Here is a 20,949-nt window from a genome sequence, read left to right on the forward strand (position 1 = left end):
CATTTTATGTTTTAGAAATTTTCAATCCCTTATGATTGGCAGTATTTACATGATAGGTATTTGCTGTATGACTTCTTGCACCACAGCTTTCCTTCCAAAATATCAACCCTTCATTTATTTTATTTCCGTTGTCTTCACTAGAGATATTGAAATCGAACCACCGTTTATCATCACACATTTTGTTAATGATAAAATCATAAGCGAGATCTAAGCTGCCAAACGTATTTTTATCTGTATTACCCGACACATATTGCGGATGCACCGTAGTTTCCGTCAAAAACACAGTTGTTCCTGCGACAACCTTTCCATCTTTATAAATATTAACTTGTTTAATGTTAGTAGGAAAACGAGCTGCTAATAGTTCTATCTCCTCTAAAGAATGTACGGGTTTAATACCGTGTTTTTTCTTTAGATTAGGAATTAACACCTCTGTCCAAAATCCTTTAAAGTTAGTATCTACTTTTAATTCTAAACCAGAACGTAACGCTTTATTAATCCCTTCTCTTCTATTTTTCTGAAAGCGTAATTTATGTGCATAATCAATAACCATCAACACGTCCTTTTTTACTATCTGCGCATTGGCTTTATACAGAAAATAATCTAATTCGTCTGAAGGCATTTTATTATAAAACGTTGGAATCACCTTTATTTCTAAAGTTTTCAAGCCTTCATTTTCATAATATGATAGCATAGCTTTAAAAGCCTCAAAAGCATAGAAAAACTTGGATTTATCTTGAAGCACAAAACTACCATAAGTCAACCCTTGATGAGATATCACTTGATCACCTACTCGATTTGCAGGAAGCACTGCATACAGCTGATCGTCTTTATATATCATCACTGAAAAGTCTTCAAAACGATCGCTATGGTAGTCCATAAAACCACGTTGAAATAAAAACGTTGCATTTTTTGCAGTTTTCACAAATGCATCCCATTCGGATTGTAAAGCTGGTTGATATTTTTTTACTGAGAAAATAATAGTTACGTATTAGTTCGTGACTAAAGTAAATAAAAAACTATTAGTTCGGTTTATTTGTAAAGGCTTATTACTTAAAATTAAAACAAAAAAAAGAGAAACACTTTTCAGTATTTCTCTTTTCTCAATTTTATAATTAATCTAATAGATTAAAGTTTATTACGTTTACGGTCCACCTCTTTTAAATAGATTTTACGCAATCTTAAAGAATTTGGTGTTACTTCAACATACTCATCTTTCTGAATATATTCTAAAGCTTCTTCTAAAGAAAACTTAATTGCTGGTACAATCTTAGCTTTATCATCTGCTCCAGAACTACGAACGTTACTTTGCTTCTTAGCTTTAGTAATGTTCACAGACATATCATCTTGACGAGAGTTCTCACCAATAACTTGTCCTTCATAAATATTTTCACCAGGCTCAACGAAGAATTTACCTCTATCCTGCAATTTATCAATTGAGTAAGGAATCGCTGTTCCGTTTTCCATAGAAATTAAAGATCCAGAAATACGTCCAGGAATTTCACCTTTAAGAGGTTGGTATTCTTTAAAACGGTGTGCCATAATGGCCTCACCAGCAGTCGCTGTTAGTAATTGATTACGTAAACCAATGATACCACGAGAAGGAATCATAAATTCACATACCATACGCTCACCCTTAGTTACCATACTTAATAACTCTCCTTTACGCTTAGTTACAAACTCTACAGCTCTACCAGAAACAGTTTCTGGAAGGTCAATAGTTAACTCTTCAATTGGCTCACATTTTACACCATCAATTTCTTTGATGATAACTTGTGGTTGTCCAATTTGTAATTCATAACCTTCACGACGCATGGTTTCGATTAATACCGATAAGTGTAAAACTCCACGTCCAAAAACCATAAATTTATCTGCAGTAGCCGTTTCACCTAAACGAAGTGCTAAGTTTTTCTCTAATTCTTTTTCTAAACGATCTTTAATATGACGAGACGTTACAAACTTTCCGTCTTTTCCGAAGAAAGGAGAATCGTTAATGGTAAATAACATACTCATTGTTGGCTCATCGATAGCAATCGATTTTAAACCTTCAGGATTTTCAAAATCAGCAATAGTATCACCAATCTCAAAACCTTCAACACCAACAACTGCACAGATATCACCAGTTTGTACGCTTTCTACCTTTTTACGCCCTAAACCTTCAAAAATAAATACTTCTTTAATTCTGCTCTTTGTAACAGAACCATCTCTTTTTACTAATGAAATTTGCTGACCTTCTGAAATAATTCCTCTTTGCACTCTACCAATCGCAATACGACCAGTAAAATTAGAGAAATCTAAAGAGGTAATTAACATTTGAGTAGATCCTTCTGGAAAAACAGGTTCTGGTACATGCTCGATAACCATATCTAATAATGGCTCAATATTGGTCGTTTCATTTTTCCAATCGTCACTCATCCAGTTGTTTTTCGCTGAACCGTAAACTGTTGGAAAATCTAACTGCCACTCTTCAGCACCAAGTTCAAACATTAAGTCAAAAACCTTTTCATGTACCTCATCAGGAGTACAGTTTTCTTTATCAACTTTATTTACAACAACACAAGGCTTTAAACCTAAGTCAATCGCCTTTTGTAATACAAAACGTGTTTGTGGCATAGGACCTTCAAAGGCATCTACCAATAATACAACACCATCAGCCATATTTAACACACGCTCTACTTCACCTCCGAAATCCGCGTGACCTGGTGTATCAATAATGTTAATCTTAGTATCCTTGTAAATAACAGAAACGTTTTTAGAAGTAATTGTAATACCTCTTTCACGTTCTAGATCATTATTATCTAAAATAAGATCTCCTGTGTTTTCGTTTTCACGAAACAATTGACAGTGATACATAATCTTATCTACCAATGTTGTTTTACCGTGATCGACGTGTGCAATAATTGCAATATTTTTAATCTTAGCCATAACTGATGCTGATTTTTAAGCGTGCAAATGTACGGTTAATTCTTGTTTTTCCGTTAATTATATGTTATAATTTCATAATCAAATAATTTGAAGTCGTATCTTTCGTTATACAATTGATTAACAGCGTAAGATCTATCCTACTAAACCAATCCCTAATTAGGTCATTACCACTGCATTTCGCAGGTAAATCATAACTCTAAAAATAAAACAAATGCACACCCTAAGCAAATACACCAAATTTATACCGTACCTCTATTTTTTATCGGTAATAACGTATTGGTTTACAACTATTAATCAAACCGAAGGCATTTCTGCTTATCCGATATTATTGTTTGGTATCCCATTTTTATGGCAACTCATTAAACCTAATCGAAATTTAAATTTTTCTTTAGGAACTATATTTGTCTGTTTATCGTCATACTTAATTTTAGCCTACGTATTTGATTGGCTAAATATTATTCACTGGACAGAAACATCGAAAAGACTATTATTTTACGGAGGAATTTTAGTTGTTGGTAATTTTATAATGTCGCTTTGGATTGTACGAAATAGTATTAAAAAGGAGTTCTAATTAAAAGCTAAAGACGGTATCGATTTTTTTCTTTAGGAATAATTATCGTGCACATGTCGCAGCTTATTTACATTTAAAATAATTATATTTAGAGCTTAATGTTTTAAACCTGAAGCTTTGGATACTAGTTTTATTCATAATTATAGACAACTGCAAGTAGTTGTGTGTATACTATTACTACCAACATTATTTGCATGCCCTTCAGATAATGATTGCACAAAAACAATCACTATTCCACAAGTTTATTTTGTAGGAAACCAAAGCTACACGCAAGACATCACACAAGAGGTTCCTTGTGATTACCCTGAACCTACAGAACCCGAAATTATTGAAGCGCCTGTTTTAGAAAATTTCACATACGAAATACTGAGTTTTAATTACGAACCATACACCGATACTAACACAACACGTGTTCAATATGAAATTCAGCTGAATAATCATAATAATTACGATGTCATTGGGATACCTATTTTGACTGCCTATGATGGTCATATAGAATTTTCAGGAAACCTTTCCGCAGAAGCAGATGAACCTTGTAATGAAATTTCAGCAAATTCTAGTTGCATTTTATCTTTTAATAAAGAATATCCAGTAGACCCAGCAATTCCTCCATCATCTACTTATCAAATTGTTAATGTTGAATATGTTGTAATCAATTAACATTTTAGTATTTAAAGGTTGTCTCTCTTTGACCTCCTAAAGTTATCGTTATATAGTATATTTGCACACTAAACATACTCATAGATACCGTTATGGATTTGACATATATACCTAAAATAAAACACACTGATTCTAACAACTTCTTTCTCCTTTGTGGTCCTTGCGCTATTGAAGGTGAAGATATGGCATTGCGTATTGCTGAAAACGTTGTAAAAATCACGGATAAACTTGAAATTCCTTACGTCTTTAAAGGTAGTTTTAAAAAAGCCAATCGAAGTAGAATTGACAGTTTTACAGGTATTGGAAATGAAAAGGCCTTAAAAATTCTGAGAAAAGTTTCTGAAACTTTTGATGTGCCTACAGTAACTGATATACATGAAGTATCTGATGCTGCCATGGCTGCAGAATATGTGGATGTTTTACAAATTCCTGCGTTTTTAGTACGACAAACCGATTTGGTAGTTGCTGCTGCCGAAACTGGAAAGGTTGTTAATCTAAAGAAAGGACAATTTATGAGTCCTGAAGCGATGAAACATGCGGTTCAAAAAGTAAAAGATGCTGGTAACGAAAACGCTTGGATTACGGATAGAGGAACTATGTTTGGATACCAAGATATGATTGTCGATTTTAGAGGTATTCCAACCATGCGTCAATATGCACCAACAGTATTAGATGTTACACATTCACTGCAACAACCCAATCAAAGTATTGGTGTTACAGGTGGGCGACCAGATATGATTGAAACTATAGCTAGAGCTGGAGTTGTAAATAACGTCGATGGTTTATTTATAGAAACCCATTTTGATCCTGCTAATGCAAAAAGTGACGGAGCCAATATGTTGCACTTAGATAATCTAGAAAGCTTATTATCTAATTTAGTTGCTATTAGAAAAACCACACATAGTTTATAACATAAGTTTGAACAAATCTATAGAAATACGACAAGCTACTTTAGAAGATATTCCTGAAATCACTTCACTTTTCAGAAATACAATTACGCATATTAATAAGAAGCATTATTCCGAAAATCAGATTATTGCTTGGGCTTCTGGTGCTAATGATACAGAAGAATGGGAAAAGCGCATCATGAAACTTTATTTCATTGTTGCGGAAATCAAAACTAATGTGGTTGGTTTTGCCTACCTAAAAAATGGCAATTATTTAGATGGCCTTTTTGTACATAAAGACTATCAACGTCAAGGTATAGGATCAAAATTATTACGAATTATAGAATCTCAAGTGATGATGAATGATTTTGAGGTCTTAAAATCAGATGTCAGCAAAACAGCTTTACCATTTTTCGATAATAAATATTTTGAAGTATTAAAAAAACAAAAGAAGATTGTAAAAGGTGTTGGCTTCGAAAATTACCTGGTAGAAAAGCAATTCTAATCAAACAAATTCAAAGCTAAAACAGGCTGTAGCTCTAGTGATATTTAAAAGCCTTTACTCCTGCTTCAATTTCTAAATCAAGATAGTTCACGCTTGGCACAATTGGGCATGAATACTTCTCATTATATGCACACATTGGATTGTATGCTGAATTGAAATCTATCTCAATTGTATTACCTTTTGGTATCTGTAAATCAATATAACGCCCTCCTCCATACGTTGACGTGCCATTGGTATGATCTAAAAAAGGTAGAAATAAATAATCTTTATAACCTTCAGTTTCCATTAATTCTTCACCTTGATAAGCATTTAGTTGATACGATTTTCCTTTTAGTTCAAAAGTTAAAACTCCTAAAACCCGCTCTTTTGACAAACGTTCTGTATTGGTTTTCATATGAAACCATTCGCTATTTGGCGTCCGCTTTAAAGTTGCTGTAACAACAAATGTAGAATCATAAGGAAAGAATTCTAAACCTTCAAAGTTTTTTAAATCCTTTGCTTTTAAAGGCGATCTTGAGGCATCCTTAAATTCATCATTCATCTTTCTTTGAAACGGAGTTTCATCACCTATCATCTTTTTTCTTTCGGTACAACCAAAGGAAACTATTACTAATAAAAACAATACCAAATTCTTCATTTCTAATCAATTTAGAATTCAAAAATACAATATCTAGAATTTCATAATAACTAATAAAAGATATTTTATAGCTTACATTTTATAATTATCTGTATTAATTGTAATTTTATATACCTATGAAAGATTTAGATGTATTAATTATCGGAGCAGGCCCAATAGGAATTGCTTGCGCTTTAGAATGTAAAAAACGAGGATGGGAGTATACTATTATTGAAAAAGGAGCTTTGACCAATTCCTTATTCAATTACCCACTAAATATGACTTTTTTTTCAACTTCAGAAAAATTAGAAATTGATGACATTCCTTTCATCAGTAACAACCCTAAACCCACTAGAAATGAAGCTTTAGAATATTACAGACGCGTTTCAACCTCAAATAATCTGAATATTAAGCTTTATGAAAAAGTGATAGACATCAGTAAAACAAAAGCCGGTTTTATAATTGAATCAGATAAAGCCCACTATCAAAGTAAGAAAGTAATTATCGCAACAGGCTTTTATGACATTCCGAATTTACTCAATGTACCTGGTGAGGATTTACCAAAAGTGTTCCATTATTATAAGGAAGCACATCCATTTACGCTTCAGAATATTGCCGTTGTAGGCGCAAGTAATTCGTCAGTGGATGCAGCATTAGAAATTTACAGAAAAGGCGGCAACGTGACCATGATTGTGCGAGGTGATGCTATTGGAGACCGAGTTAAATATTGGGTAAAACCAGATATTTTGAATCGAATTGAAGAAGGAAGCATTAAGGTCTATTTTAATTCAGAAATTAAAAAAATTACACCTTCCGAAGTTATTTTAACCACTCCAAATGGTGAAAAAGCAATCGATAACGATTATGTGATTGCATTGACTGGCTATAAACCAAATTTTAAGTTTTTGGAAAAAGCAGGAATTGAATTCTCAGAGGATGGTAAATCCATTCCTAATTACAATTCAAAAACTATGGAATCTAATATTGAAGGTCTTTATTTAGCAGGAGTCATTTGTGGTGGTAAGGAAACTCATAAATGGTTTATTGAAAACTCTAGAATCCATGCAAAAATGATTGCTGAACATTTAGAACAAAACATGTCAGACGTATAAAAGGTATATCTCAATAAATTGAAACTGGTTCAGCTACAATTATGTTAACGGCTTAACCTCACTATATTTAATAACATGAGACAACACAATCTGTGTTTTGGTTTCACCATAACTAATCAATTGGTCTATGAAAACCTCCAAATGTTTTTGATTTTTCAGCACCACTTCCATGACTATATTTTCGTTGCCTGTAATACGATAACAGTTAACTACCTCATCGTAAGTCTTTACCTTTTCTAAAAACGGTTTGAGCATCCCCATGAATGCCCGAAGCGTAATTAAAGCTTTAAGTTGATAACCAGCTTCAAAGGGTGAAACGAATGTCGTATAACCTTGTATAATTTCGGCATCCTCCATCTTTTTAATACGCTCAGAAACAGCAGGAGACGTGATTCCAACACGTCTACCTATTTCCGCATTTGACATGCGCGCATTCTGCTGTAAGCATTTTAAAATCTTCCAATTTAAATTATCAATACTCATTTAAAGAAATTTAACTAAATAAACACATATTCTAAAGTAAATATACATAATTACTTTAATTATTAAAGTGAACTTTAAATTTTAGTGCTTAATTTCGTATCAATTGCTATTGAAATTATGAGTTACCACCTACCATCTCATTTATCTGATTTGCCTATTTATAAAAAGGCCATGGATATTATTGTGCTTTCCAGAAGTATATCGACTTATCTTAACCAAGATTTGGCGTATCTAAACGCGGATGGCTCTGAGGATCATCATATTTATTTCTCAGGTGATATTGTTCAACAATCTTCAAATCTAGCACCACAAATTATTAACGTAGAACAAGAAAGTTGTTCGGATAAAAAAAGTAAGCACCTAGAAAGTTTAGATTACTTAACCACCCGTTTATACAGCAATTGTAAACGATTAGAAAAATCGAATAGCAATGGTAGAGATTATTTGCCTATTCTACGTGGTGAATTAAAAAAATTCAGAAAATTGCAACGGACTTGGATGTTGACACTTTAAGCTATTATTTCTGCGTAATAACCTGTGCATTACTCATAAAATTATTCTGATAGTTCTTAATTTTAGAATACATCTCATCTGCAATAATTACAAATTGACACTTACTCACACTCTCAGATAATCTTAAAATGAGATTATACGCATTATTTCGACCTAAATAATCAGCATCTTCAATAGCAAATAACTGAACCTCCCCTAAATGAATGCCATTTAAAAAATATAACTTACTTAATCGCGCAGGAGTTGCAATTACGATATCTTGACCGTAATAAACTTCTGTTTTTTGTTTTTCAATATCATATTCATCATAAAGGGCATATACTCTTAAGTCCGTATTTTTAGTAAATCTTTCAAACTCATCTTTTAAAGCTAAGACTTCCGCTTTATCTTTTGCAACGATAATAGCACGCGGAGAATCCTCAAACGCTGCGGCTTTTAATTTGTGAATCGTTGCAATAATGAGTGCCGTGGTTTTTCCCTTTCCTTTTGGGGCTATGACATACGCATCTGAACCACCTTTAATAATAGGTAGTACTTTTTTCTGAAAAGGATTTGAAGTTTCAAAACCTGCGTTTTCTAAAGATGCTTTTAATAAAGGGTGTAGTTTTTTGAAAGACATTGTCGTTATTATAAAAATAAGGCGATTAGTAATTTAACCTTGAAGCCTCAAAGATACTATTAATGACAAACTTTACAGTCTGCTTTGTCTTGTATTTCTCCAACCAAATGACCTTCATCATTCATAACAAAACCACAACAATCCATAAAGCCTTGAGCTATTTGCTGTCTGGCACGTTGAATTTGAGATTTTACGGTTGGCAAGGATAAGTGTAATTGATTAGCCACCTCTTGTTGTTTCAGTCCTTTTATGTCTGACAAAAACAAAGGGTCTCTATATTTTTTAGGTAAGCTTTTTATAATGCCTCTCAAACAATCTTGCTCAGAATGTTCCATTGGTTCTGAATCCGCTTCTAATTCCAATTCCTCAACCGGCAATTCTTTTTTATTTTTTCTGAAATGATCTAAAATCGTATAACGTGCTATAGAGAATAACCACGATTTTAGCTTATGTTCATCTTTTAAAGTATGTAGTTTGGTATGTACCTTAATGAAGGTTTCTTGAAGCAGATCTTCTGTTATCGATGTGTTTTTCACCTTACTTAAAATAAAGTGTTTCACATCGTCCGCATAAATTCCCCAAACTTCTTTTGTAGTCATAATCTAAAGTAATTAAAATTAGTTCGGACACAAAATGTCGTATCCGAACTAACACTAATTTAACAGTTGCAATTGTTGCACGTACAGTTTTCGCAGGTACAGTTGTTACAATTTCCTTTTGAGCAACCATCACAGTTGCAGTTACATTCTATATTTTTCATAATTTCTAATTTTTATGTTCATATAATAGACGAGAAAGGTTGAAAAAAGATGCAAAAAAATGTAACTATTTTTTAAAAATGGAATTATGCCACCACAATAGTGGGTTTATGAGAAATCAGAAAATTGCAAGAGTTCGCTATAAAACAGAGTTCATTCGCTTTCGTGTGAAGACGTAAGGCTAAATCCTTTTGGCTCTCATCTTTTATGGTAACCCTAGGTTGTAATCTTACTGTTGTAAAACTTCCGCTTCCATTTGCTTTGACTTCTAAATCTCCTTCCGATGCATCTGTATAACTCAAAACTTCAATGTGATGCTGCGCACAAACATATAAATAAGACATCATATGACACGAGGTTAAAGCTGACAACAATAGATCTTCAGGATTAAATAATGAATCATCACCTCTAAACGGTTTTGCTGCAGAAACTTGTAAATCGGCAACCTTATTTGCTATTGTTACATTATGATTTCTGCTGAACGTTCTCGGATTAGTAGTGCTTCCTCCTTCGTTAATTGTCCAATTGACTTGGGATTTGAACGTGTGTTTTATAGACATGACTTTTTTTTTGAAAGTAAAAAAAGCGTTTCTAAAAATGAAACGCTTTTTGTTATAATTAATTAAAGATCTTTGACTTGAATCTTTGAGATCCCAAAACAAATTTGGGATAAGCGATTCACGCACATTTAGTGAAAAACAAAATGTGGTTCTCTGCTTACATATTTCGGCGATACTGACCGCCAACCTCAAACAACGCTGAAGTGATTTCACCCAAACTACAGACCTTACAAACCTCCATTAAGGCTTCAAAAATATTCTCATTATTAATGGCTTTATCTTGTAAATCTTTTAGCAATGCTTTAGTGTCATTAGCTTCATGCAGATTTTCCAAAGTTTTAATTTGAAACTGCTTTTCTTCCTCAGTTGCTCTAATCACCTCCGCTGGTTGAACCGTTGGTGAGCCTTTAGAACTTAGGAACGTATTCACACCAATAATAGGAAACTTCCCATTGTGCTTCAACGTTTCATAATATAAACTCTCTTCTTGTATTTTAGAACGTTGATACATCGTTTCCATAGCTCCTAAAACACCACCACGTTCTGTAATGCGATCAAACTCTAACAACACCGCTTCTTCAACCAAATCTGTTAATTCTTCGATAATAAACGCTCCTTGAATTGGATTTTCATTTTTAGCTAATCCTAATTCTTTATTGATAATTAATTGAATCGCCATGGCTCTGCGAACTGACTCTTCCGTTGGTGTCGTTATCGCTTCATCATAAGCATTGGTATGTAATGAATTACAATTATCATAGATAGCATACAGGGCTTGAAGCGACGTACGTATATCATTAAAATCGATTTCCTGAGCATGTAAACTACGTCCAGACGTTTGAATATGATATTTCAACATCTGCGCTCTAGGGTTGGCTCCGTATTTATGCTTCATGGCCTTTGCCCAAATCTTACGAGCCACACGACCAATAACTGCATATTCTGGATCTATACCATTTGAAAAGAAGAAGGATAAGTTGGGCCCGAATTTATTTATATCCATACCACGACTTAAATAATATTCTACATACGTGAAACCATTAGATAAGGTTAGGGCTAATTGCGTAATTGGATTGGCTCCGGCTTCTGCAATATGATATCCAGAAATAGAAACCGAATAGAAATTACGCACATTATTTTCAATAAAATACTCTTGTACATCTCCCATTAAACGCAAAGCAAACTCCGTAGAGAAAATACAAGTATTTTGTGCCTGATCTTCTTTTAAAATATCAGCTTGAACCGTTCCTCTAACTTGCGCAATGGTATTCTTTTTTAGTTCTGCGTAAACATCTGCAGGCAACACTTGATCACCTGTCACACCTAAAAGCATTAAGCCTAAACCGTTATTTCCTTCTGGTAATTCTCCATGATAAGAAGGACGTGTTTTCCCTTTATAAATGTTCGCTATTTTAGCTTCAACCTCCTTTTCAAGTTCATTTTCTTTAATGTACAATTCACATTGTTGGTCTATGGCGGCATTCATAAAAAAGCCTAGTAACATTGGTGCAGGACCATTAATCGTCATACTTACCGAAGTCATAACGTTTGCTAAATCAAAACCAGAATATAATTTCTTAGCATCATCTAAGCAGCAAATAGACACGCCCGCATTTCCGATTTTCCCGTAGATATCTGGACGTAAATCCGGATCATTTCCGTACAAGGTTACACTATCAAAAGCTGTAGATAATCGTTTTGCTGGTAAACCCATACTTACGTAATGAAAACGTTTGTTGGTACGTTCTGGTCCGCCTTCTCCTGCAAACATACGCGCTGGATCTTCACCTGTTCTTTTAAATGGATACAAACCTGCTGTATACGGAAATTCTCCTGGTACATTTTCTTGTAAACACCATCTTAAAACATCGCCCCACGCTTGGTACTTTGGCAACGCTACTTTTGGTATTTGCGTATGCGACAGAGATTCGGTATGTGTTTCTATTTTAATTTCTTTGTCTCTAACTTTAAAAGTATAAATAGGGTCTTTATATGTATTTACTTTTTGATCCCAAGCTGTAATGACTTCCCAATTATAAGGATCTAGGTTTAATTTTACGCGGTCGAATTCAGCAATAAGTAATTTAACTAAATCTGTTTTATCATCCGCAACTTCTTTTAAAATCTCATCTTGATCAAGTCCTTGCTTGCTAATAAAAGACCTTTCGACTGCGCTCGATGTGACATCCATTACCGAACAAATCGTTTTATAAATCCCATAAAGTTTCTGAGCCACTTCAACTTGTTCTTTAGCCGTTTTATCATAAGCTCTATTGCTTTCTGCAATTTCAGATAGATAACGTGTTCTTGAAGGAGGAATAACAAAAATCTTCTCACTCATTTCTTTAGAGATTTCGAAAGTAGATTTTAAATCTGAATCTGCCTTTTCAACCAATTTATCCATAATCGCTTTATAGAGCGTATTCATTCCTGGATCATTGAATTGAGAGGCTATTGTTCCATAAACCGGCAAATCATCTTGATGCACATCCCAAAGATTATTGTTACGCATGTATTGCTTTTTCACATCGCGTAAGGCATCCAATGAACCACGTTTATCAAATTTATTAATGGCTACTAAATCGGCAAAATCGAGCATATCAATTTTTTCTAATTGTGTCGCTGCCCCAAACTCAGGTGTCATTACGTATAAAGACACATCAGAATGTTCAATAATTTCGGTATCGGATTGCCCGATTCCTGAGGTCTCCAAAATAATTAAGTCGTATTCAGCAGCTTTTAAAACCTCAACAGCTTCATTAACATATTTAGATAAGGCTAAGTTAGATTGACGTGTGGCCAAACTTCGCATATAAACTCTTGGCGAGTTAATAGCATTCATACGGATACGATCTCCTAAAAGTGCTCCACCTGTTTTTCGTTTTGATGGATCTACAGACACTAGTCCAACCGTTTTTTCTGGAAAATCGATTAAGAATCGACGTACTAATTCATCGACTAAAGAAGACTTTCCTGCACCACCTGTTCCGGTGATACCGAGTACTGGTGTTTTTGAAGTTGCATTTTTAGCATGAATAGCATCTAAAGTGTCTTTTGCTACTTCTGGAAAGTTTTCCGCAGAAGAAATCACTCGTGCAATAGCTTTTGGATTTTTTTTATGAAGTGTTTTTCCTTCATCACCAAGAACATCTCCAATGGCAAAATCTGATTGCTGTACCAAATCATTAATCATACCTTGCAACCCAAGAGCTCTTCCGTCATCTGGAGAATAGATTCTAGTAATTCCATAATCCATTAATTCTTTGATTTCTTCAGGAAGAATAACTCCACCTCCACCTCCGAAGATTTTAATATGACCTGCTCCTTTTTCGTTGAGCAAATCGTACATATATTTAAAATATTCGTTGTGTCCACCTTGGTAAGACGTTAAGGCTATAGCATTGGCATCTTCCTGAATCGCAGTATTAACGACTTCCTCTACACTTCTATCATGACCTAAATGGATCACTTCCACTCCTGTAGATTGAATGATACGACGCATAATATTGATAGCAGCATCGTGTCCATCAAAGAGTGATGCGGCTGTAACTATACGTACTTTATATGTTGGTTTATAAGGTGTAGCTTGTTCCATTCTTAAAAATCTTACTTATTTAAGCAGCAAATTTAAGGAATATTCAAAAATCTAAAGCAATAATCGATAAATATCTAAAACTTAACGAAAATGATAATAGGTCACAATTTTAATTACTTTTATCTATTCATCTAAGATTAATTTTATGCATAAAATCACCTTACTTATTAATTGCGCAGACCAACCAAATATTATCGCATCAGTGACCAATTTTATGGCTGCAAATGATGGGAATATTGTGTATATCGATCAGCATGTTGACAGAGAACAGAATATCTTTTTTATGCGTTTAGAATGTGAATTTTCTTCGAGTTCATTTTCACTTGGAACATTTAAACAAGTCTTCAATTCTGATTTAGCTGAAAAATTTCAATTAAAATGGAAAATCCATTCCGCAGAGAGAAAACCAAAAATGGCGTTGTTCGTTTCTAAATACGATCATTGTTTATATGATATATTAGGGCGTTATAATTCGGGTGAGTTATTTTTAGAAATCCCATTTATATTAAGCAATCATCTCGATTTAAAACCGATTGCAGACAGTTTCAACATTCCCTTTTATCATGTACCTGTAACCAAAGCAACGAAGCATGATGCGGAACAAGAACAATTAAAATTATTAGAAGAACATAGCATCGATTTTATTGTATTGGCGCGCTATATGCAAATTGTTTCAGAAACATTAATTGATAAATTCCCTAACCGAATCATAAATATTCACCATTCCTTTTTACCAGCGTTTGTTGGGGCAAAGCCTTATCATTCAGCATATAAACGTGGTGTGAAAATCATTGGAGCGACGAGTCATTATATTACTGAAGAATTGGATGCAGGACCAATTATTGAGCAAGATGTGGCTCATGTAACGCATACGTTTTCAATTAAAGACTTAATTGCAAAAGGTCGGGATTTAGAAAAAATTGTATTATCTAATGCTATAAAACTTCATGCGAACAGAAAGGTTATGGTCTATAATAATAAGACTATCATATTCTCTTAATGAAATTGGAATACATCAAAAAATCCGAGTACAAATTGCCATAAATAAAAAGAATAATTAATTTTATTAGTCTTTTTATACTTATCTGACTCTCCTGAATTTAGTAGTTTCACAACATAAATTACAATACTGCCTTGCACTAAAAAACATAAGAACTACAAGTTAATTGTGACTATTAATAAATAATCGCGTCTCATTATATGTAAGAGGTTCATATCCTTTACTATATATACAAAATTATTTTATTAACTATTAACTTATTTTATGAAACTAAAACTATTATTATTCGTAGGCTTTATTGCAGGCATTGGATTTTCTCAGGCGCAAGGCCTTCCAACAAACCCAGAACCTGGAAAATGCTACGTAAAATGTATTACAAAAGATACATTTAAAGAAGTTGAAGAAACGATACAAACGTACCCTGCTTATACAACTTTAAATGTTATACCTGCAACTTACAAAACTGTTGAAGAGAAAGTCTTAGTAAAAGAAGCGACAAAAAAGTTGGTTTATGTGCCTGCGACCTATGAAACTGTAGAAATTCCTTACGTTAAACAGGCTAGTCGTACAGATTTGAAAGTCGTACCTGCAACTTTTGGTAATGATTCTAGAACTTTTGAAGTTTACCCTAAGACTTCTGGATGGGAGTACAAAATTCTCGAGGATTGTCCATCTGTAAACAAAGATGACTGTGTAGCTGCTTGTTTTGTTGAATATCCAGCTCAATCAAAAGATGTTGGTTTTACAACATTATCAGCAGATGCTAGCACTAATTCAATTCCTGTACCCGAGCAATCTACATCTTACAAGAAACGTGTCATTAAGACACCTGCAAGAATGGATGAAATTGAAATACCAGCTGAATATACAACGATTAAGAGAAGAGTCATTGACACACCTGCATCAACGACTACAAATACAATTGCTGCACAGTACCAAACTGTAACTAGAACAATTTTAGATAAAAAAGGTGGCATTACTACATGGGAAGAAGTTGATTGTGAATTATTAGACCCTAATGTTTTACCTGTTTTTTATGAATTAGGTAGTGCAAGATTAACGTCAGCTTCAAAGAAGACTATTGACGATACATTATTACCAATGTTATCAGATTCTAATGTTAGCATAGAAATTATGTCTCATACGGACTCAAGAGGAAATGATGATTTTAACCAATCTTTATCTCAACAAAGAGCTAATTCTGTAGTAAACTACTTGGTATCAAAAGGTATTAATAGAAGTAGATTAACAGCTAGAGGTTTTGGTGAAACTCGTTTAACAAACAGATGTTCTAACGGATCTGATTGTTCGGAAGCTCAACATCAAAAAAATAGACGTACTGAATTCAGAGTTTTAAGCAACTAAGACAAGTGCCCCAATAATTAAAAGCTCCTTTCTAAGGAGCTTTTTTTTGTATATAATATATTGGGTAATCTACAATCTCTTTTTCTGCTCTTATGCCAAAGTTATCTTCTAAATCTGCCTGCATAAGTTGAAAGAACTTGTAATGAAAATCCCAATCATGCAATGTGAGGCTTATTTCATTATCGTTAGGAACTATTATTGGTATATCTAAGACATGAGCCAATTGATACGCCACATCTCTCAATGACACATTATCAGCCTTTATTTGAGCATCACCCACCAAATATTGAGCATTATTTTTTCCCCAATCTATTTGATCTGTATTCCAAAATTTAGGCACTTCAACCACAAAACTAATAGCTTCTCCTTCAATATATTTACGCTCTATTCCTAGCTTCAATTCACTAATAAGTTTAAATGCAAGATTCTCATTGGTATTAAATGGCTTCTTAAAATAAATTTCGTAATTAGTATTTAAGTCTTCTTCCAACACAATCTGCTTCTCATATATTTTGGCCAAATAACTTACAATATGCCTTAACGAACCCGATAGTTTTAAATAATTTTCATTATCTACAACCATAAGCTCACCTGCTTCATCGACCAAAGATTTAATCTCTAACGCATTGGTTGGCAAATATTCAATTTCATTTTTTTCTTCAATTGATTCTATAATAAGGATGGAATTCAATGATGATTTATCTGATTCTCGTCTTAAAAACTTAGAAATCATCTCTTTTTTTAAATCTGGAGCTCCACCTTTCCACAACACTTCTCCTTTAGAATTAAGCAGTACACCATCTGGTATAGCGACAACATTATATGTTTTATGAGTTTCACCTTTATAATCTATAACGACAGCTAAATCTGTCTTTTTATTTTCTAAAAAACGTTCAACTCTCAGTGGATTTTCTTTGGTAAGTGAGAGGATATAAAGATCGTCAGGAAATTGCTTTTGTAAAACACCTAAATGTTCCTTTGCTGTAATACATGGACCACACCAAGTAGCCCAAAAATCAATAAAAAAAAGTTTATTACTTTCTGAAGACGCAATTTTAGATTCTTGTAAAAATTCTGAAACCTTAATTTTGTTTTGAGCCCCTAAACTGCAAATGATAAGGAACAAGAAAACGAATAGGCTGTTTCTCAATAACTTCATATAATATAATATTTTACAATATATAATCAAATATGATGCTAAAGTAAGAATTGAAATACTAAAAACACTTTTAATAACGTTTCTTACAGCAATTAATTGATATAACATTATATCTCGCCACCAAAAGTTTTATTATATATTTACAAAAAATTAAAAAAATGAAAAAAATTATAACTTCAATTTTATGTCTTTCTCTTATGGTTTCTTGTGCTGAATTACAACAAGTTGTTGATTCATTACCACAAGGCACAAGTGATGTTCTTGGTAATGCTGATATTGCAGCAGGATTAAGAGAAGCCTTAGACACAGGTATTGAGAAACAAGTAACTAAATTAACCGCTGAAGATGGTTTCTTTAAAAATGAATTGGTAAAAATTGTTTTACCTGAAGAACTACAAAAAGTAGATAGTGCGCTTCGTAAAATTGGATTAAGCAGTTTAGCCGACGAAGGTTTAAAAGTACTGAACAGAGCTGCCGAAGATGCAGTATCTGAAGCGACACCAATTTTTGTAAATGCCGTCAAAGAGATCACTTTTGATGATGCTAAAAATATTCTTTTAGGAGATGATAATGCTGCAACATCATATTTAACATCTAAAACAGAAACAGAACTTTACAGCAAGTTTAAACCTGTTATTAATAATTCTTTTAGTAAAGTTGGGGCGGATCAAATTTGGTCTAACTTAATTACGAAATACAATAATATTCCTTTAACAAACAACGTTAATCCTGATTTAACGGACTACGTCACTCAAGAAGCATTGAAAGGTGTTTATACTATGATTGCTGTAGAAGAAAAAGAAATTAGAACTAAAGTATCTTCTCGTGGATCAGATTTATTAAAGAAAGTATTTGCTCTACAAGACTAACAAATAGTCATTAATCAATTTTGTTATTTTTTTTGTAAAAAACAATTATTCTAGCTAAATTTTAGTAATTTACTGAGGTATTTATTAAAATTTAGCTGTGAGTAATTCAGATAAAATATTAAAAAAAAAGAACAAGGCTTAAGAAAAAGTATATTCAACTTATTGAAGATGCCTATAATTTAAGACAAACGGATCACGCCTTAAGTGATTTTTCTGAATACCAAGCCACAAAAGTACTTTATAAAATTAATAAATTAGGATTCGTTGTCAATAGCCCTGAAACTCAAATCAACCTGTCTTAATTAATTCATACTTAATTATATCCTAACATTAACATAACCTTCAAAATGTATAAACTTATCATCTTTGCGGTGCAAAAGATTGAGTTAGTAAAATCTTAGAATAGTTAGTTTTGAAGTCGGTATTGTTGTTAGGTATCGACTTTTTTGTGTCTAATTATGAAGCTCTTGAAAATACGAATACGACTGCAACAACCGGCTACCATACCAAGAAAACAGCTCTCCATCTACAATTTTTATTATCTTTTCTGGAAATTTAGCTTGAAATTCTAATACGTGCTCCTCTTTAAAAGGAAATGGTTCACTTGACAGAAATATAAGATCAGCTTCTTTTAATTTTGAGTTATTTAAATCGATTTCTGGATACCGTTTGTCGTCTTCAAAAACATTTACAAAACCAGCTTCTTTAATCATAACATCAATAAAATTATCCGATGCGGCAACCATCCAAGGCTTTTTCCATATAAAGTAAGCAACTTTCAACTTGGCTGTATTTTGAAATTGACGTTGAAATGCGTCGCGTTCTAATTGAATATTGGCTATTAAAGTTGATGTTGTTCTTTTTATGTTGAAGAGTTCTCCATACATAGTAATGAGCTCAAAACAATCGTTGAGATTATAAATATCACTGATATGAATTGGAGCAATGCCTTCTAAACTTTCAATAATATCCTTCGTATTTTCTTCTTTATTGCAAAGAATAATATCTGGACACAGTGCTTTTATTTTTTCAATATGAATTTGCTTTGTACCACCAACAACAGCTTTAGATATCCGCAAGTGTTTTGGATGTACACAAAACTTCGTTACACCAACAATTGAAGATTCTAAACCTAAATCGACTAACAACTCGGTTTGTGATGGCACTAATGAGATGATGCGTTTTGGCGTTTTATTGAGTTGGATGTCTCGTTTAAGTTGGTCTATGTACGTCATACTTCCTTGAAATGACAGTTTATAATTCAGCAGCCATCTGTAACTGTAATTCTTCAGCTTTCTGAGCAGCAGCTTCCGCGAAATTATCATCTTGAGAAGCGTAAATAATACCTCTAGACGAATTAATTAACAAGCCAACAGCGTCATTCATGCCATATTTGCAAACGTCTTGAAGGTTTCCACCTTGGGCTCCAACACCAGGCACTAACAAAAAGCTATCTGGAATAATTTGTCTGATATCGCCTAAAAACTCCGCTTTAGTGGCACCAACCACATACATTAGGTTTTCAGAATTTGTCCAAGACTTAGACGTCTCTAATACCTGTTTGTACAACTCTACTCCATCAACGGTTTTAGTTTGAAAATCAAAAGCGCCTTGGTTAGAAGTTAAAGCTAAAAGAATAGTGTGTTTGTCTTCAAAGGCTAAAAAAGGTTCTACGGAATCTTTTCCCATATATGGTGCAACCGTTACACTATCGAAACCTAAATCTTCAAAAAACGCCTTAGCATACATGGTGCTTGTATTACCGATATCTCCACGTTTGGCGTCGGCAATAGTATAAATTTCAGGATGATTATCGTTGAGATAGTTAATTGTTTTTTCTAAAGCTTGCCAACCTTTTATACCGTAAGCTTCGTAAAATGCTGTATTAGGTTTGTACGCCACACAAAGGTGATGTGTCGCATCTATAATGCCTTTATTAAAAGCGAAGATGGGATCTTCTTCTTTTAATAAATGCTTTGGAATTTTATTTAAATCGACATCCAATCCTATGCAAAGGAAGGATTTCTTTTTATGGATTTGTTGTATGAGTTTGTTCGTTGTCATTTATAAGTAAATAAAACAGTTCCTAAAATTTCATCTTTATCGACAAGACCTCTGTATCTGGAATCAAGTGAATTATCCCTGTTATCACCAGAGAAAAAGTATTTTCCTTTTGGTAATGCTACTGGTCCGAAGTCACTTACCGTCCAATCTTGATGTGCTCCAAAAATTTCTTTTGAAAGATTCGAATTTCCAATATTTGTTATTCTATTCAATTGAACAGGTAATGTTTCAACAAATGAATCATCTAAAAAGGCAGTTATAGAATCCCTAAAGTGATACTTAAAAAAATCTGTATCGTTAATTTGATCTTTAACATAAGTGTCAAATATAAATGGTGAAATTTTATACCCAAACCTTAAGTCAATATTCTCATCTATATTTATATTGTTGACAAAGTAATAACCATTTTTACATTCTAAAGTATCACCAGGTTGCGCTATTAATCGTTTAACTATAGTCCAACCATCTAAACTATCTGAAAATTTGAAATAAGCAAAATCAAGTCGATCAGGTCTTTTTAGACTTGAACCAATTATTCTAGAACCAACAGTTAAAGTCGGTTCATTTGAACTTGAGGGTATTGCATAAACTCTAAATACTCCCGACATTCTAAACAGAACGTATAAAACAACTAAAATTGCTATTGCAAAAAGTACTTTTTTCTTCATAAAAAAAGCCTCAAACGAGGCTC

21 protein-coding genes and 1 pseudogene are annotated in these 20,949 nt (G+C 33.3%); 10 read left to right on the top strand and 12 right to left on the bottom strand.

Going from position 1 to position 20,949, the window contains the following annotated elements:
- Positions 1-4: 4 nt before the first annotated feature.
- Both KO515_RS03855 and typA read right to left on the bottom strand, forming a co-directional pair.
- On the bottom strand, positions 5-922 hold the full coding sequence (locus KO515_RS03855; protein ID WP_215935066.1) for a GNAT family N-acetyltransferase: 918 nt from the start codon (positions 920-922) through the stop codon (positions 5-7).
- Between the two features lie 203 nt (positions 923-1,125).
- Positions 1,126-2,922 (bottom strand): translational GTPase TypA, encoded by a 1,797-nt coding sequence (typA, locus tag KO515_RS03860; protein WP_215935067.1) that lies wholly within the window; start codon positions 2,920-2,922, stop codon positions 1,126-1,128.
- A 211-nt stretch (positions 2,923-3,133) separates the two neighbouring features.
- On the opposite strand from typA, the gene KO515_RS03865 reads away from it, so the two are divergent.
- The 4 genes from KO515_RS03865 (at position 3,134) to KO515_RS03880 (ending at position 5,545) form a co-directional block, all read left to right on the top strand.
- Positions 3,134-3,493: a hypothetical protein gene (locus KO515_RS03865; RefSeq protein WP_215935068.1), complete on the top strand. Its 360-nt coding sequence runs from the start codon at positions 3,134-3,136 to the stop codon at positions 3,491-3,493.
- Positions 3,494-3,610: 117 nt separating this feature from the next.
- On the top strand, positions 3,611-4,153 hold the full coding sequence (locus KO515_RS03870) for a hypothetical protein (protein WP_215935069.1): 543 nt from the start codon (positions 3,611-3,613) through the stop codon (positions 4,151-4,153).
- Between the two features lie 92 nt (positions 4,154-4,245).
- Entirely contained in the window at positions 4,246-5,064 is an 819-nt protein-coding gene (kdsA, locus tag KO515_RS03875; protein WP_215935070.1) for a 3-deoxy-8-phosphooctulonate synthase, read from the top strand.
- Between the two features lie 7 nt (positions 5,065-5,071).
- The gene (locus KO515_RS03880) at positions 5,072-5,545 is read left to right on the top strand and encodes a GNAT family N-acetyltransferase (RefSeq protein WP_215935071.1); all 474 of its coding nucleotides are present in this window, start codon (positions 5,072-5,074) and stop codon (positions 5,543-5,545) included.
- A 34-nt stretch (positions 5,546-5,579) separates the two neighbouring features.
- Here KO515_RS03880 and KO515_RS03885 read toward each other — a convergent pair whose 3' ends face one another.
- Positions 5,580-6,182: a DUF1684 domain-containing protein gene (locus tag KO515_RS03885; RefSeq protein WP_215935072.1), complete on the bottom strand. Its 603-nt coding sequence runs from the start codon at positions 6,180-6,182 to the stop codon at positions 5,580-5,582.
- A 116-nt stretch (positions 6,183-6,298) separates the two neighbouring features.
- Between KO515_RS03885 and KO515_RS03890 the strand changes: the two genes are divergently transcribed.
- Positions 6,299-7,273 (top strand): YpdA family putative bacillithiol disulfide reductase, encoded by a 975-nt coding sequence (locus tag KO515_RS03890; protein ID WP_215935073.1) that lies wholly within the window; start codon positions 6,299-6,301, stop codon positions 7,271-7,273.
- Positions 7,274-7,312: 39 nt separating this feature from the next.
- Here the strand turns inward: KO515_RS03890 and KO515_RS03895 are convergent, their stop codons facing one another.
- Complete coding sequence (locus tag KO515_RS03895) at positions 7,313-7,756, bottom strand: Lrp/AsnC family transcriptional regulator (protein WP_215935074.1); 444 nt, start codon at positions 7,754-7,756, stop codon at positions 7,313-7,315.
- Positions 7,757-7,873: 117 nt separating this feature from the next.
- On the opposite strand from KO515_RS03895, the gene KO515_RS03900 reads away from it, so the two are divergent.
- On the top strand, positions 7,874-8,269 hold the full coding sequence (locus KO515_RS03900) for a hypothetical protein (RefSeq protein ID WP_215935075.1): 396 nt from the start codon (positions 7,874-7,876) through the stop codon (positions 8,267-8,269).
- Between the two features lie 4 nt (positions 8,270-8,273).
- Here the strand turns inward: KO515_RS03900 and KO515_RS03905 are convergent, their stop codons facing one another.
- From KO515_RS03905 to KO515_RS03920, 4 genes are all read right to left on the bottom strand, one after another.
- Entirely contained in the window at positions 8,274-8,888 is a 615-nt protein-coding gene (locus tag KO515_RS03905; RefSeq protein ID WP_215935076.1) for a DEAD/DEAH box helicase, read from the bottom strand.
- 59 nt (positions 8,889-8,947) lie between these two features.
- Positions 8,948-9,487 carry a sigma-70 family RNA polymerase sigma factor gene (locus KO515_RS03910; protein WP_215935077.1) on the bottom strand — a complete coding sequence of 180 codons (540 nt, stop codon included), beginning with the start codon at positions 9,485-9,487 and terminating at the stop codon, positions 8,948-8,950.
- A 245-nt stretch (positions 9,488-9,732) separates the two neighbouring features.
- Complete coding sequence (locus tag KO515_RS03915) at positions 9,733-10,206, bottom strand: OsmC family protein (protein WP_215935078.1); 474 nt, start codon at positions 10,204-10,206, stop codon at positions 9,733-9,735.
- A gap of 157 nt (positions 10,207-10,363) precedes the next feature.
- Positions 10,364-13,801, bottom strand: a complete 3,438-nt coding sequence (locus tag KO515_RS03920) for a methylmalonyl-CoA mutase family protein (protein ID WP_215935079.1) — start codon at positions 13,799-13,801, stop codon at positions 10,364-10,366.
- Between the two features lie 145 nt (positions 13,802-13,946).
- Between KO515_RS03920 and purU the strand changes: the two genes are divergently transcribed.
- Complete coding sequence (purU, locus tag KO515_RS03925; protein ID WP_215935080.1) at positions 13,947-14,801, top strand: formyltetrahydrofolate deformylase; 855 nt, start codon at positions 13,947-13,949, stop codon at positions 14,799-14,801.
- A 264-nt stretch (positions 14,802-15,065) separates the two neighbouring features.
- Entirely contained in the window at positions 15,066-16,166 is a 1,101-nt protein-coding gene (locus KO515_RS03930; RefSeq protein WP_215935081.1) for an OmpA family protein, read from the top strand.
- A gap of 31 nt (positions 16,167-16,197) precedes the next feature.
- Here the strand turns inward: KO515_RS03930 and KO515_RS03935 are convergent, their stop codons facing one another.
- Positions 16,198-17,325, bottom strand: coding sequence for a TlpA family protein disulfide reductase (locus KO515_RS03935; RefSeq protein ID WP_215935082.1), 1,128 nt, complete (start codon positions 17,323-17,325; stop codon positions 16,198-16,200).
- 158 nt (positions 17,326-17,483) lie between these two features.
- Here KO515_RS03935 and KO515_RS03940 point away from each other — a divergent pair, with 158 nt between their 5' ends.
- Together KO515_RS03940 and KO515_RS03945 are read left to right on the top strand one after the other, a co-directional pair.
- Positions 17,484-18,194: a DUF4197 domain-containing protein gene (locus KO515_RS03940; protein WP_215935083.1), complete on the top strand. Its 711-nt coding sequence runs from the start codon at positions 17,484-17,486 to the stop codon at positions 18,192-18,194.
- Between the two features lie 137 nt (positions 18,195-18,331).
- Positions 18,332-18,496: pseudogene (locus tag KO515_RS03945) on the top strand (Lacal_2735 family protein); the annotation flags it as partial.
- Between the two features lie 150 nt (positions 18,497-18,646).
- Here KO515_RS03945 and KO515_RS03950 read toward each other — a convergent pair.
- Genes KO515_RS03950 through lepB form a run of 3 tightly spaced genes read right to left on the bottom strand, consistent with a single transcriptional unit; the run spans position 18,647 to position 20,926 of the window.
- A complete protein-coding gene (locus KO515_RS03950; RefSeq protein ID WP_215935084.1) occupies positions 18,647-19,429 on the bottom strand; it encodes an ABC transporter substrate-binding protein in 783 nt (260 codons plus the stop codon).
- A gap of 19 nt (positions 19,430-19,448) precedes the next feature.
- Positions 19,449-20,258 (bottom strand): orotidine-5'-phosphate decarboxylase, encoded by an 810-nt coding sequence (gene pyrF / locus KO515_RS03955; RefSeq protein WP_215935085.1) that lies wholly within the window; start codon positions 20,256-20,258, stop codon positions 19,449-19,451.
- The gene (gene lepB / locus KO515_RS03960) at positions 20,255-20,926 is read right to left on the bottom strand and encodes a signal peptidase I (protein ID WP_215935086.1); all 672 of its coding nucleotides are present in this window, start codon (positions 20,924-20,926) and stop codon (positions 20,255-20,257) included. Before lepB ends, pyrF begins: the two co-directional genes overlap by 4 nt.
- Between the last annotated feature and the right edge of the window lie 23 nt (positions 20,927-20,949).

The sequence above is a fragment of the Winogradskyella psychrotolerans genome, assembly GCF_018860545.1.
GTDB lineage: Bacteria > Bacteroidota > Bacteroidia > Flavobacteriales > Flavobacteriaceae > Winogradskyella > Winogradskyella psychrotolerans_A.